At 64.8% G+C, this 12,249-nt stretch carries 15 protein-coding genes; 6 read left to right on the forward strand and 9 right to left on the reverse strand.

Going from position 1 to position 12,249, the window contains the following annotated elements:
- Window positions 1–35 precede the first annotated feature (35 nt).
- Window positions 36–1,094 (forward strand): hypothetical protein, encoded by a 1,059-nt coding sequence (locus tag CHX26_RS06900; protein WP_146107675.1) that lies wholly within the window; start codon window positions 36–38, stop codon window positions 1,092–1,094.
- Window positions 1,075–1,749, forward strand: a complete 675-nt coding sequence (locus CHX26_RS06905) for a hypothetical protein (protein ID WP_104941736.1) — start codon at window positions 1,075–1,077, stop codon at window positions 1,747–1,749. Before CHX26_RS06900 ends, CHX26_RS06905 begins: the two co-directional genes overlap by 20 nt.
- Window positions 1,750–1,841: 92 nt before the next feature.
- Here CHX26_RS06905 and glnA read toward each other — a convergent pair whose 3' ends face one another.
- From glnA to CHX26_RS06930, 5 genes are all read right to left on the reverse strand, one after another.
- Window positions 1,842–3,251 carry a type I glutamate--ammonia ligase gene (gene glnA, locus CHX26_RS06910; protein ID WP_104941737.1) on the reverse strand — a complete coding sequence of 470 codons (1,410 nt, stop codon included), beginning with the start codon at window positions 3,249–3,251 and terminating at the stop codon, window positions 1,842–1,844.
- Window positions 3,252–3,318: 67 nt separating this feature from the next.
- Window positions 3,319–3,657 (reverse strand): P-II family nitrogen regulator, encoded by a 339-nt coding sequence (locus CHX26_RS06915; protein WP_054119870.1) that lies wholly within the window; start codon window positions 3,655–3,657, stop codon window positions 3,319–3,321.
- 201 nt (window positions 3,658–3,858) lie between these two features.
- Entirely contained in the window at window positions 3,859–4,809 is a 951-nt protein-coding gene (gene argC, locus CHX26_RS06920; protein ID WP_104941738.1) for an N-acetyl-gamma-glutamyl-phosphate reductase, read from the reverse strand.
- A gap of 4 nt (window positions 4,810–4,813) precedes the next feature.
- Complete coding sequence (locus CHX26_RS06925) at window positions 4,814–5,176, reverse strand: hypothetical protein (RefSeq protein ID WP_104941739.1); 363 nt, start codon at window positions 5,174–5,176, stop codon at window positions 4,814–4,816.
- A gap of 67 nt (window positions 5,177–5,243) precedes the next feature.
- Window positions 5,244–6,719 carry a leucyl aminopeptidase family protein gene (locus tag CHX26_RS06930; RefSeq protein ID WP_172449737.1) on the reverse strand — a complete coding sequence of 492 codons (1,476 nt, stop codon included), beginning with the start codon at window positions 6,717–6,719 and terminating at the stop codon, window positions 5,244–5,246.
- A 64-nt stretch (window positions 6,720–6,783) separates the two neighbouring features.
- On the opposite strand from CHX26_RS06930, the gene CHX26_RS06935 reads away from it, so the two are divergent.
- From CHX26_RS06935 to CHX26_RS15620, 3 genes are all read left to right on the forward strand, one after another.
- The gene (locus tag CHX26_RS06935) at window positions 6,784–7,686 is read left to right on the forward strand and encodes a PdaC/SigV domain-containing protein (RefSeq protein ID WP_233997315.1); all 903 of its coding nucleotides are present in this window, start codon (window positions 6,784–6,786) and stop codon (window positions 7,684–7,686) included.
- Between the two features lie 32 nt (window positions 7,687–7,718).
- Window positions 7,719–8,546 carry a type I methionyl aminopeptidase gene (map, locus tag CHX26_RS06940; protein ID WP_104941741.1) on the forward strand — a complete coding sequence of 276 codons (828 nt, stop codon included), beginning with the start codon at window positions 7,719–7,721 and terminating at the stop codon, window positions 8,544–8,546.
- Window positions 8,547–8,755: 209 nt separating this feature from the next.
- On the forward strand, window positions 8,756–8,983 hold the full coding sequence (locus CHX26_RS15620; protein ID WP_146107676.1) for a hypothetical protein: 228 nt from the start codon (window positions 8,756–8,758) through the stop codon (window positions 8,981–8,983).
- A gap of 46 nt (window positions 8,984–9,029) precedes the next feature.
- Here CHX26_RS15620 and CHX26_RS06945 read toward each other — a convergent pair whose 3' ends face one another.
- Genes CHX26_RS06945 through ccmA form a run of 3 tightly spaced genes read right to left on the reverse strand, consistent with a single transcriptional unit; the run spans window position 9,030 to window position 10,951 of the window.
- Window positions 9,030–9,692, reverse strand: coding sequence for a hypothetical protein (locus CHX26_RS06945; protein ID WP_233997316.1), 663 nt, complete (start codon window positions 9,690–9,692; stop codon window positions 9,030–9,032).
- A complete protein-coding gene (locus CHX26_RS06950; protein WP_104941742.1) occupies window positions 9,693–10,343 on the reverse strand; it encodes a heme exporter protein CcmB in 651 nt (216 codons plus the stop codon). It abuts the gene before it with no gap.
- Window positions 10,340–10,951: a heme ABC exporter ATP-binding protein CcmA gene (ccmA, locus tag CHX26_RS06955; protein ID WP_104941743.1), complete on the reverse strand. Its 612-nt coding sequence runs from the start codon at window positions 10,949–10,951 to the stop codon at window positions 10,340–10,342. The genes CHX26_RS06950 and ccmA overlap by 4 nt, the downstream gene beginning before the upstream one ends.
- A gap of 63 nt (window positions 10,952–11,014) precedes the next feature.
- Here ccmA and CHX26_RS06960 point away from each other — a divergent pair, with 63 nt between their 5' ends.
- On the forward strand, window positions 11,015–11,320 hold the full coding sequence (locus CHX26_RS06960) for a 4a-hydroxytetrahydrobiopterin dehydratase (protein WP_104941744.1): 306 nt from the start codon (window positions 11,015–11,017) through the stop codon (window positions 11,318–11,320).
- Between the two features lie 108 nt (window positions 11,321–11,428).
- Here CHX26_RS06960 and CHX26_RS06965 read toward each other — a convergent pair whose 3' ends face one another.
- Window positions 11,429–12,232 carry an SDR family oxidoreductase gene (locus CHX26_RS06965; protein ID WP_104941745.1) on the reverse strand — a complete coding sequence of 268 codons (804 nt, stop codon included), beginning with the start codon at window positions 12,230–12,232 and terminating at the stop codon, window positions 11,429–11,431.
- Between the last annotated feature and the right edge of the window lie 17 nt (window positions 12,233–12,249).

Here is a 12,249-nt window from a genome sequence, read left to right on the forward strand (position 1 = left end):
CTTCCCGGGAGGGTCGCGCATTCAAGGGGGGGTGAATGAGCGCAACGCATTGGGATCGACGTTCGGTGCTGCACGGTGGCGCGGGCATGATCGGGGCTTTGGCAGCAAGTGGTCTTGCCGCAGGCCCTGCCCAAGCTGCTGACAGCATGGTGCCGCTGGCCGGCATGAACATGAAAAACTATCATCAGGTGATGGCCAAGATTCTCGCGCGCTCGACGCGGATCGCGGTGCCATCCTACCGGTTCGGACTGGTGATGCGCAACGGTATGGGCGCGAGCAGTGGGCAGGGCTCGACCAAGGTCGATCTCACTGCTGATCTTGTCGGTGTCGATGTAGCGATGATGCGACAGATTGCCCATCTGGCGTTCAGCGATTTCATCGAGCGGCTTCGTGCTACCGGGCGTACGGTGCTCGGCTGGAACGAGATTTCTGCGAGCGAGGGGTTCAAGAAGCTCGATCCCACGCCTGATCCCTTTCTGAAGAAACCCTTTGCGGATTCGCGCACCGTCGCTGTGGTGAGCCCGGAATATCTGCCGCTTTTGACGATAGGGCCTGAAGCGCCCCTGTCCGACCGTTCGCCATTCAATCTTGGCAATGCCCGCGCGCTGAACGCCATGTCGGCGGCGCTCAAGTGCGTGGTCGTCATCCCCAGCCTCGTCATGGACTTCGCAGCACTGACCGGCAGTGGCCATTCGACCTATGGCGGCGGCGCGAATGTCGGCATTCAGCCTGGCCTGTTCCTTGTGCCGTTGTTCACACACTGCAATTTCTTTCACGCCAAGATCGCACTGGCTGGAGACATGGCACGGGTCATACTCGAGGACCGGGTGGCTGTGGGTCAGGCGGGGCAGCTGGTGCAGACCGGCAGCTTCAACAACAACGCCGAGATCGAGCAGTGGAACGCCTACGTCCGTTCCAACGCCTGGTGGACAGAGCCGAACATGGTCGCTCCTTCGCGTCCGACCTTTGGTTACAACTATTCGACCTACCAGTACCGGGTCGATCCCGCACTTTTGCAGGCCGCCGCGCTCGATGCTGCGCGGGCTACGCACGCGCTTTACATGGGGGTGATCAATGCCAATCCTGCGGCTTAGCCTTGTCGCGGCGCTCCTCGCGTTCACGGACCCTGCCAGCGCACAGACCAACCCGCTTGAGGGCGACACGCGCGCGCCACAGGCCGCAATCGCTGTCGATCCATCGGGCGCTCTGATCATCCCGGCTGAGGCGCGAGGGAAGCTTCTGCCGGATCAGGACAATGCCGCCACCGGCGGTGTCGCCTTTACCGACGAGGAGGGGTGGTACCGCTTCACCATGCCGAATGGCGGCACGATCGGGATGGTCGGCCCGATGCGCTCCTTCACCTTCGAGGCGGGTACGCTCGAGACCACATGCGCCGCGCAGCGCATCCCGGGGGGCGATTTCGCCGAGTTCCCGATGAGCCAGATCCAGGCTGAGATCGAATCGATCTACCCCGCCTTCGACCAGATCATCACCACGCTTGGCTTCGCGATCGATGCGCGCAAGACAATGCTGCTTGATTATGCCGGGCAGCGCACCGCCGTACCGTTCAAGATCCTCGCCTGGGACGCGCATGATGCCGATGGCGTAAGGGCCACCTGGGCGATCATGCCCGCACCTTCGGGAGTTCTGCTGTTCGCCTGTTCGGCCGAGGGGGGATTTGGGCACAACCGCGAGGTGATCCAGCGCTATCTGCGGATCGGATCGGGGATGACGGCCAAGCCCAAGTAAAGCGAAGGCCCGCAAGAGCATCGCTCCTGCGGGCCTCCGCAATTATGGCTGGCGATGGCCTGCGGCTGCTGACAGCAGGCCTCGCAAACCGATTACATCGAATAGTACATGTCGAATTCGACCGGGCACGGGGTGGTTTCGGTGCGGATCACCTCTTCCCACTTGAGCTCGCAATAGGCCTCGATCTGGTCCTTGGTGAACACGTCGCCCTTCAGCAGGAAGTCGTGATCGGCGGCCAGCGCGTCAAGCGCCTCACGCAAGCTGCCGCACACGGTCGGCACTTCGGCGAGTTCGGCCGGCGGCAAATCGTAGAGGTTCTTGTCCATCGCGTCGCCCGGGTGGATCTTGTTCTCGATCCCGTCGAGACCCGCCATCAGCAGCGCCGCATAGGCGAGGTAGGGGTTGGCCATCGCATCGGGGAAACGGAATTCGACACGCTTGGCCTTCTCGCCCGCACCATAGGGGATGCGGCACGAGGCCGAGCGGTTGCGGGCCGAATAGGCCAGCAGCACCGGCGCTTCAAAGCCCGGCACCAGACGCTTGTAGCTGTTGGTGGTCGGGTTGGTGAAGGCATTCAGGGCCTTGGCGTGCTTGATGACGCCGCCGATGTAGTAAAGGCACATTTCCGACAGGCCGGCATATTCGTTGCCCGCAAACATCGGCTTGCCGTCTTTCCAGATCGACATGTGCGTGTGCATGCCGCTGCCGTTGTCCGCCTTGATCGGCTTGGGCATGAAGGTCGCGGTCTTGCCGTAGGCATGGGCGACCTGATGCACGACATACTTGTAGATCTGCATGCGGTCGGCGGTCTGGACGAGGGTGCCGAAGGTCAGGCCCAGTTCGTGCTGGGCAGCGGCAACTTCGTGGTGATGCTTGTCGCAGGGCAGGCCCATTTCGAGCATGGTGGTGACCATCTCGGCGCGGATGTCCACGGCGCTGTCCACCGGTGCGACCGGGAAATAGCCGCCCTTGGCGCGCGGGCGGTGGCCCATGTTGCCGTTTTCGTATTCCTTGCTGGTGTTGCCCGGCAGTTCGATATCGTCGATCGCGAAGCCCGATCCGGCATAGCCGTCTTCGAAGCGCACATCGTCGAACATGAAGAATTCTGCTTCCGGCCCGACATAGACGGTGTCACCGATGCCGGTCGACTTGAGGTAGGCCTCGGCGCGCTTGGCAGTGGTGCGCGGATCGCGGCTGTACCAGTCGCCGGTCGAAGGCTCGACGATGTCGCAGTTGATGATCAGCATCGGGGTGGCGCTGAACGGGTCGATCCACGTCTCGGTCAGATCGGGCTTCAGGATCATGTCGGATTCGTTGATCACCTTCCAGCCGGCGATCGAGGAGCCGTCGAACATCAGGCCGTCTTCAAGCTCGTCCTCGCCCATGACGCTGGCGACCATGGTCAGGTGCTGCCACTTGCCCTTGGGATCGGTGAAACGCAGGTCGACCCATTCGATTTCCTCGTCCTTGATCAGCTTCAGGACGTCTTTTGCTTTCGACATTTTGGTATTGCCTCCGGGTATTGTCTTGGCCGGCTCGCCGGTCTGGCGGGCGGGAGAGGGTGAAAAATCAGATGGCGTCGTCGTTTGTCTCGCCAGTGCGGATCCTGAGGGCGCTTTCGATCGCGGTCACAAATATCTTGCCGTCGCCGATCCGGCCGGTCTGCGCAGCGGCTGCGATCGCCTCGACCACCCGTTCGGCCTGATCGTCGGCGACGACCACTTCGAGCTTCACCTTGGGCAGGAAGTCGACGACGTATTCGGCGCCGCGATAGAGTTCGGTATGGCCCTTCTGGCGGCCGAAACCCTTGGCTTCGGTCACAGTGATGCCGGACACGCCGATTTCGTGCAGCGCCTCCTTCACCTCATCGAGCTTGAAGGGTTTGATGATCGCTTCGATCTTTTTCACGTCGTCCCCGTCCGCGCCTGGCTGGTTGCTGACCGAAATCTAAACAAGAATCGTGCCAAGCTTTAAGGTGGTGGCTGTGAACGATCCTTGCCGCTTGAAGACTCAAGGGTGAAGATGTCTTTCGCCGATGGGGTGCGATTAGCAAGATTATGGTGCGCTGCGCAATGGCTGCACAGCATCTGATCGGGGCTTGCCTAAAATTTAAGCAGCGCCGAGCCGAAGGCCCGTGGTTTCGGGCAGGCCGCACATGATGTTGAGGTTCTGGATCGCAGCGCCGGACGCGCCCTTGCCGAGGTTGTCGAGGTGGGCGACGAGGCGCGCCTGCGTGCCGTCTGCGTTCGCGTAGACATGAAGCGTCATGCCGTCACCACCTTCGACATCCTGCCGCAGGATCATTTCACTGTAGCGGGTTTCGACCACGACTATGATCGCGCTGCCTTGGTAGAACGCCGTCAGATGCTGGGCGAGTTGTTCTGGCCGACCCGCACGGGGCATCGCTTCAAGCGGCAGGGGAACATCGACCAACATTCCCCGGAAAGTCGGCACCACAGCTGGCGAAAACACCGGCGCGAAGGCGAGACCGGCATAGGCCTGCATTTCCGGCAGGTGCTTGTGACCGAGCTGCAGGCCATAGGCGCGAAAAGCGATGCCGGGATGCCCTTCGAGGTTCTCGAACTGCTCAAACCGCTCGATCAACGCATTGCCGCCGCCCGAATAGCCGCTGACCGCGTTGACGGTGTAGGGCCAGTCGGCTGGCAGCAGTCCCTCTCGCACCAGCGGAGCGACCAGTGCGAGGAAACCTGTGGGATAGCACCCCGGATTGCTTACGAAACGGGCATTGGCGATCGTCTCGCGCCCGATGATCTCGGGAAAGCCATAGGTCCACCCCTCGGCCACACGATGCGCGCTTGAGGCGTCGATGAGGCGGGTGCCTGCGCTTTCGGCGAGCTGCACCGCCTCTTTCGCGGCCTCGTCCGGCAGGCACAGGATCGCGATGTCGGCGGCGTGAAGCGCATCGCGGCGGGCAGCTTCGTCCTTGCGCTGGGCATCGTCGAGCACCAGCAATTCGAACTCGTCGCGCCCCTGCAAACGCTCGCGGATCTCAAGGCCGGTCGTACCCGCAGCCCCGTCGATGAATAGCCGGATCGCCACCGCTTCAGCCTTCGGGGGGCGCGAGTTCGCTCGCCCGGCACCAGCCCGCAGGCCCGTGCGGCCCAGGACAGCCCCACACCCATTCGCCTGCGACATCAAGCAGTTCGAACCGGCTCCCGGCGGGAAGCTGCGCGAACACCTCGGCATCGTCGCGCGGGTTGAGTCGGAGGCCTGCGCCCTCGGCACCGACAGCGTGAGCATGGGGGATGACGTAATGCGCCGCGAGATGGCTCCCCGCCAGCGCCATATGCGCCAGATCGCCGCGCAAGGGCAGGCTGCCGGGCGCGGGTTTTTCGACCGGGCCTTTCAGACCCAGCACGCCCTCGGGGACGGCATAATCGGTAGGGTTGCGCGTCGCGCCGCTCATCTGCGTTCCGTTGGCCTTCTCAGGTGACGCGCGCGATCTCTCCCCAGAGCGCGGCGTGGCAGGCCCGTTAGCGGCAAGCGGCGCGCTCGGCAAGCTTAGCTGCCGTAGCGGGAGCGGATAGCGTGCCACGCGCCGCGCAACCCCAGTCCGCGTCCGCCCCTCGCCCGACCTGGCTTGCTGGTCGGTGACCATGCGAAAGTGTCGTAATGCACCCAGTCCACCCCCTCTCCCACGAAGCGGTCGAGGAACAGGCCGGCGACGCTCGCGCCAGCAAGGCTGTCCACCCCTCTCCCACGAAGCGGTCGAGGAACAGGCCGGCGACGCTCGCGCCAGCAAAGGGACTGCTGGCCGAGTTCGCCATGTCGGCCACGTCGGAATTGAGGTATTCGCGGTAGGCTTCGTGCAAGGGCAGGCGCCAGGCAGCATCATCGGCTGCCTTACCGGCGGCCAGAAATGCCTCGGCAGTCTCGTCCCGGCGAGCGAATAGGGCAGGGAGATCGGGGCCGAGCGCAACCCGCGCCGCGCCGGTCAACGTAGCGAAATCGACGATCAGATCGGGGTTTTCCTCCGAAGCACGGGTCAGCGCGTCACCGAGGATCAGCCGCCCTTCTGCGTCGGTATTGTCGATCTCGACCGTCACACCCTTGCGGCTCTTGAGCACATCGCCCGGACGGAACGCTCCGCCGGAAATCGCATTTTCCACTGCTGGAACAAGCAGATGGAGCCGCACTTTCAGCCGCGCGCCCATCACCAGCCCGGCCAATGCCAGCGCATGCGCTGCGCCGCCCATGTCTTTCTTCATCAACCGCATGCCGCTGCCCGGCTTGATGTTGAGGCCCCCGCTGTCGAAGCACACCCCCTTGCCGACCACCGCCAGCACCGGGTGGGTCGGATCGCCCCAGGTGAGGTGCATCAACCGCGGCGCATGGTGCCTGGCGGCGGCGCGGCCGACGGCATGGATCATCGGGTAGTCCTGTTCGAGGGCATCGCCCCGTACCACCGTCAGCTCGGCCTTGTGCGCCTTGACGAGGCGTTCGCACTCGGCCTCAAGGGTGGCCGGCCCCATGTCTTCAGGCGGTGAATTGACCAGATCGCGCAGCAGGATTTCTGCTTCCGCTTCAGCCACTTGTCCATCAATCTGCGCAACCTGCGCGGTCAGCAGCACGCGCGGGCCAGCGCCTTTGTCCTCGCTCTTGTAGCGGTTGAAGCGATATTGCCCCGTCACCCAGCCGAACATCGCCGGGCCGGGGTCTCCGGCGGCGAGACGATAGACCCCCTCGGGCAGTTCCTCGGCAAGCTTGGCAAGGCACCAGCTCGACAGGCTTTCGGGGTTCGCCACCCCGCTGACCACGAACCATGAATCCCCTTCGGGAACAATGGCATATTGGTAGCCGCTGCCATCAAACTTCTGCCCTGCGAGCACCGCGCGCTGGCCAGCCGAAAGCCCCTTGGCAAAGGCTTCGAAGCCGTCCTTGTTCACAAGATGAATGGCGATGGCGTCTTCGCCGCGGTCCGGGCGGATCAGTGCTTTGGGTTCGGTCATGCCTGTTCCATAATCGCCGCAAGCCGGATGTCACCAGCAGATTCGTCGAGGGAGCCAAACGCCGATGAAAGCCGCAATGTTTCATGTGAAACGGCCCGCGAGCAGGGGTCTGGCGGGGGTCAGGCAAGGGGCAAGCACGGGCCAAGCCCGCGCAAGCGCCATGCTGGCGCGGGCGGCGACGGGTCTGGCCTGCGTGCTGATCGCGGCCTGTTCCTCGCCCGAGGAGACCGCCGCCGGAACCGGCTCTGCCCCTTCGCACACCACTGCCGAAGCGGCCGCACCCCCACCTGCCGCTTCCGCCTTCAGCGACAATGCCAATCAAGGCGAAGCATCCCGCGAGTTCGCCTACAGCTGGCCCGCCGAGGCTGCCGCCATCCCCGCACTGGCCGCGCAGCTCACCGCCGAGCGCGACCGGCTGCTCGCCGAACAGAAGGCCGAATGGGCCGAGGCGCTCGCCGAATTCGCAGGGGAAGACTGTGTCGCCTGCACCAATCGCGCGTTCGAGAAGAGCTGGGAGGTGGTCGCCAACCTGCCGCGCTACCTTTCGCTCTCGGCCAGCTTCTACGCCTATACCGGCGGCGCGCATGGCAATGGCGCCTTCGATGCGCTGGTGTGGGATCGCGAGGCCGGGGCCGGGCTTGATCCCAAGGCGATGTTCCGTTCCCAGGCCGCCTTGCAGGACGCTCTTGGCGCGGCGTGGTGCAAGGCGCTGAAGGCCGAAAAGATCAAGCGCTTCGAAGGGGAAGAGGTCGACGACAGCTTTTTCCCCTGTCCGCCGATTGCCGATCTGACCGTTCTGCTGGGATCATCCGACCGCAAGGCCTTCAACCGCATCGGATTGATCGCCGCGCCTTACGTCGCCGGTTCCTATGCCGAAGGGGCGTATGAAGTGACGCTGCCGGTGACTGCCAAGGTGATCGACGCGGTCAGGCCCGAATATCGGGACGCCTTCGCGCTGCCGAAGTAGCTTTTTGCCGCGCCGGTCGCTATGTGAGCGCCATGCACGAATATCAACTCGTTGACGGCGATCAGACCGTCTACCGCGACGGCACGATCAAGCTCCACACCGCTGAGGGCTTTGAAGGCATGCGCAAGGCCGGGCGCCTCGCCGCCGAAATCCTCGATGCCTGCGCCGATCTGGTGAAGCCGGGCGTGACCACCGCCAGTATCGACGATGCCGTGCGCTGCATGATGCTCGATGCCGGCGCGATCCCCGCAACGCTCGGCTATCGCGGCTATGCGCACAGCTGCTGCATTTCGATCAACCATGTGATCTGTCACGGCATTCCGGGCGACAAGGTGCTGAAGGATGGGGACATTCTCAACATCGACGTGACGCCCTTGGTCGACGGCTGGCACGGCGATACCAGCCGGATGTTCTACGCGGGCGAGCCCTCGCTGAAGGCGAGGAAGCTCGTCGAGGTGACCTATGAATGTCTGATGCTCGGCATCGCCGCGGCACAGCCCGGCGCGCGGCTGGGCGATATCGGCGCGGCGATCGAAGCCCACGCCAACCAGTTCCGGTATGGCGTGGTGCGCGAGTTCTGCGGGCACGGCTTGGGCCGGTTGTTCCACGACGCGCCCGAAGTGGTCCACGCTGCCAAGGCCGGCACGGGGCCGGAGCTGAAGCCGGGGATGTTCTTCACCATCGAGCCGATGATCAACCTCGGCAAGCCCTGGGCCAAGGTGCTGGGCGACGGCTGGACCGCGGTGACGCGCGACAAGTCGCTCTCCGCGCAGTTCGAGCACTCGATTGCGATTACCGAGACGGGGAACGAGATTTTCACCAAGAGCCCGACGGGGCGGGATTGCCCGCCTTACGTTTAGGTTTTTCGCACGCCCCTCCGGGCGCGCGATCCTCGCTCGACGGGCAGCAAAGCTGCCCCCGCTGCGGGCGGGCGGTCGCCCTTGCGGCCCTGCGGGCCGACTTACCCTCTTTCGTCATCCCGGACTTGATCCGGGATCCAGCTTCTATTGCAACTGCCTTGGCTACTAATCAGCGTTGATTATCATCACTTTGGTAAACGGAGGTGGGTATGCCGAAGGCTCAGTGGCGTCCGAATTGGTTTGCTCTTACCGCAGTTGTCGCGCTCGGCGCTTGCTCCAGCGGGGCCAACGATTTCGACTATCGCTTCAGCGATGAGGATCGTGATGAGATCGCTGATCTGGCAGCAGACGTTTGCTACGACACGGTGTCGGAACATGAAAAAATAAGCGAATTAGAAGCCCGAATTGCCGACCTAGAGGCGCGATTAGGACAGTAGGCAGCGGGGCCCCGGCTCAAGGCCGGGGAGGCGAGGTCGCAAGCGCCTACAAAAACAACACCGCCAGCACCGCGCTCATCACCACCACCAGCCCCACCGAAAACCCCAGCATCGCCAGCACCGGCCGCGTCACCCGCCCGTGCAGCACCCAGTCATACCCTGCCGACACCAGCACCGTAATCGGCACCTGCACCGCAATCGCGACCGGATCGGGCAGGCCCAGCACCTGCACCACGCGGGCATAGGCGGGGGTCATCAGCGCCAGCGTCGCGATCAGCATGGCTTGCCGGTGCGCGGCAGTGTCGCGCGCCCTCGCGAAGTGCAGCGCGGCGAAGTATAGGGGCACGAAGGTCGCAAAAGCGGCGATATTCACCACCGTCACCTCCGGGCGGCCCAACTCCTGCCCGATCCGCCAGGCAATGACCCCGCCGCTCACCAGCATCGCAGCCACGAGCGCGATCGAGGCGCGGCCCGTCGCGCGGTGGGCCGCCAGTTTGAACCGCGCCGCAAGAAAGCTCTGTGTGGCGAGCAGGGTCAGCCAGGCAATCATGCTGACAGCGTGGAACACCACAATCGGCGTGTAGCGGGCCTGCACCTCGGGATGGGCAATCGCCTTCAGTCCGAAGGCAAACAGCGTGAAGCCCAAGAGCCCCAGCGCGATATTGCCCATCAAGGTGTTGGCGCGGGTGTGGCTTTCGGGGGCTCTCACTCAGTTCTCTCTCGCGGCGCGGATTGCGGCCCCGGCGGCGAAAGGCGCGATTGCGACCAGCCCGAGGCTTATCGCACCAACGAAGCCGAGGCTGATGTGATCCTGACGGGCGAGCGCACCTGCACCGAAAATCAGGATCGGCAGGGCGAGCGGGATCAGCAGCAGGCCGGACAGCGCCGCGCCCGCCCTCAGCGACGCGGTGAGCGCGGCGATCATCAGGCCGATGGCGGCCAGCCCCGGCGTGCCCGCCAACAGGCCTAGCAGGAGGATCGAGAAGCTCTCCCCCTCGATCTTGAGCAAGGCAGCGGCGGGGAAAGTCGCCAGCAGCAGCGGCGGGCCGAAGCTGAGCCAGTGGGCCAGCAGGCGCACCGCCATCATCGCCTCTTCGGCCAGCCCACGCAGTTTCAACTGATCGAAGAAGCCGAGGTCGATGTCCCGCGCCACCAGTTTCTCCAGCGGCAGGATCGCCGCCAGCAGCGCCGCGATCCAAACCACGCCGCCGCCCGTCTTGGCGAGGATGTTGGCGTCCGGCCCGACCGCAAAGGGGAACAGCATGGCCACCGCGACGAAGAACACCACGGGAAGTGCGGCACCACTTCCCGTGAACGGGAAGAACTGCGCCAGATCGCGTTTGAGCAGCGCGAGGATCATGCGAAATCCTCCTCTGGCGCAGGCGCGAAGTCCTCGATCGCAAAGGCGGTCATCCCCGGCACATCCAGCGGCTGGTGCGAGGCGACGAGCGCAATCCCGCCGGTTTCGCAATGTTCGCGCACAAGCGCGCTGACGAGGGTTTGCGAGGCGGTGTCGAGGCCGGACAGGGGCTCGTCCAGCAACCACACGGGCGCTGCCTGCCCCAGCACGCGGGCCAGCGCGGCGCGCTTTTTCTGGCCGGTGGAAAGATAGCGCACCGGCACCTCGGCCAGCGCATCGAGCCTCAGGCGCGCCATGATCACCGCCGCTGCGTCAACGCCGTCCAGCGCGAACCACAACGCCAGTGCGCGGGCGAGCGGCAAGTCGGGATCAAGCCCGGTTCGCTCGTCCAGCAACGCCAGCGCGCCGTCCCGCCGCATCTCTCCGGCATAGGGCATGGTCAGCCCCGCGGCGGCGCGGATCAGCGTCGTCTTGCCCGCGCCGTTCGCGCCCGTGACATGGCACGCCGCGCCCGCTTCGAGCCGGAACGACAGCCGCCGGAACAGCAGCCGCTCGCCCCGGCGGCAGGCGAGGTTGTCGGCGATCAGCGAAGGGCTTGAGGCTTGCATTGGACCCAAGCGTTAGGGAAAAGGGCGCGCGCAAACAAGCGACCCCAAGCAAGGATGCCCCCAATGCCCGTGCCCGAACTGACCGCCGAGGAAGTGCAGCAACTGCTCAGCCAGCACCCGCAGTGGGAGCTGGCGCGCGAAGGCAAGGCGATTACGCGCACCTTCCAGTTCGGGGATTTCTCCGAGGCCTGGGGCTTCATGTCGCGCGTCGCCCTGCTGGCCGAGGCGCAGGATCACCACCCCGAATGGTTCAACGTCTACGCCAAGGTCGAAGTCACGCTGACCACCCATGACGCGGGTGACGCAGGTGGCTTGTCCAGCCGCGACGCAACACTGGCGCGCAGCATTGACGAGATTGTCGCTGGATAGTTGCACAAAAACGGCCCGGAGGGCCTCAAGGCCAACCGGCCGCCCCAGCGAAGCGCGCGTCAGCGCGTGTGAGCGAGGATTTCGCACGCCGGAAGGCGTGCGGACAAATTACTGCCCCAGGGGCCGCAGGCTGTTCCTGAGCTGCTTCCTCACCTTGCCCGGCATCCAGCGCTTGGCGAAAGCCATGCGCTTGGCGGTCGGGCCGACGAAGTAATCGAGCTTCGTGCCGTGCACCGCGTCCCAGATCGCTTCGGCGACGCGTTCCACTGGCGTGATCTCCAGCCCGGCGGCCTTCACCCGCTCGCGGATCGCCTCGTTCGACTTGCGGTTGCCGGTGCCGTTCAGAAGCGGGGTCTCAATAAAGCCGGGGCATACCGAGGCAACCGTGATCCCGTCGCCCACCCATTCGGCATCGAGGCTTTCGGAGACCGCGCGCACGCCGAACTTGGTGGCGCAATAGACGCTCATCCCGGCGCTCCCCGCGATCCCGGCGGCGCTGGCGATGTTGACCAACGCCGATCCGGGGCCGGTCTTCTGAAGGTAGGGATAGACCGCCTGCGCGCCATACAGCACGCCCTTCAGATTGATGTCGAGGCAGCGGTCGATTTCCTCCGGGTCAAGCTCGCTCAGCGATCCCCCGGTGCCGATCCCGGCATTGTTGACCAGCGCATCGATCCGGCCACCCGCCGCCGCCGCGAATTCCGCCAGCGCCGAATCCCAGCGCGCCCGGTCGCGCACGTCGAGACGGCCCGCCCACTTGGCCTCGCCCGCGATGGCCCCGAGGGTTTCTGCCATCCCGGCCTCGTTGATATCGGCTACCCCGACGAACCAGCCGCGCGCAGCAAAGTGCAACGCCGCCGCCCGCCCGATGCCGGAACCCCCGCCGGTGATGAAGATGCTGCGCTGTGCCACTGTTTGATCCCCTCTCG

It is taken from the genome of Porphyrobacter sp. HT-58-2, from assembly GCF_002952215.1.
In the GTDB taxonomy this organism is placed as follows: domain Bacteria; phylum Pseudomonadota; class Alphaproteobacteria; order Sphingomonadales; family Sphingomonadaceae; genus Erythrobacter.

What these genes read in the sequence shown, in the direction of transcription:
- CHX26_RS06900 (WP_146107675.1), top strand. Translation starts at nt 36, where the DNA reads ATGAGCGCAACGCATTGGGATCGACGTTCGGTGCTGCACGGTGGCGCG.
- CHX26_RS06905 (WP_104941736.1), top strand. Translation starts at nt 1,075, where the DNA reads ATGCCAATCCTGCGGCTTAGCCTTGTCGCGGCGCTCCTCGCGTTCACG.
- glnA (WP_104941737.1), bottom strand. Translation starts at nt 3,251, where the DNA reads ATGTCGAAAGCAAAAGACGTCCTGAAGCTGATCAAGGACGAGGAAATC.
- CHX26_RS06925 (WP_104941739.1), bottom strand. Translation starts at nt 5,176, where the DNA reads ATGAGCGGCGCGACGCGCAACCCTACCGATTATGCCGTCCCCGAGGGC.
- CHX26_RS06930 (WP_172449737.1), bottom strand. Translation starts at nt 6,719, where the DNA reads ATGACCGAACCCAAAGCACTGATCCGCCCGGACCGCGGCGAAGACGCC.
- CHX26_RS06935 (WP_233997315.1), top strand. Translation starts at nt 6,784, where the DNA reads ATGAAAGCCGCAATGTTTCATGTGAAACGGCCCGCGAGCAGGGGTCTG.
- map (WP_104941741.1), top strand. Translation starts at nt 7,719, where the DNA reads ATGCACGAATATCAACTCGTTGACGGCGATCAGACCGTCTACCGCGAC.
- CHX26_RS15620 (WP_146107676.1), top strand. Translation starts at nt 8,756, where the DNA reads ATGCCGAAGGCTCAGTGGCGTCCGAATTGGTTTGCTCTTACCGCAGTT.
- CHX26_RS06950 (WP_104941742.1), bottom strand. Translation starts at nt 10,343, where the DNA reads ATGATCCTCGCGCTGCTCAAACGCGATCTGGCGCAGTTCTTCCCGTTC.
- ccmA (WP_104941743.1), bottom strand. Translation starts at nt 10,951, where the DNA reads ATGCAAGCCTCAAGCCCTTCGCTGATCGCCGACAACCTCGCCTGCCGC.
- CHX26_RS06960 (WP_104941744.1), top strand. Translation starts at nt 11,015, where the DNA reads ATGCCCGTGCCCGAACTGACCGCCGAGGAAGTGCAGCAACTGCTCAGC.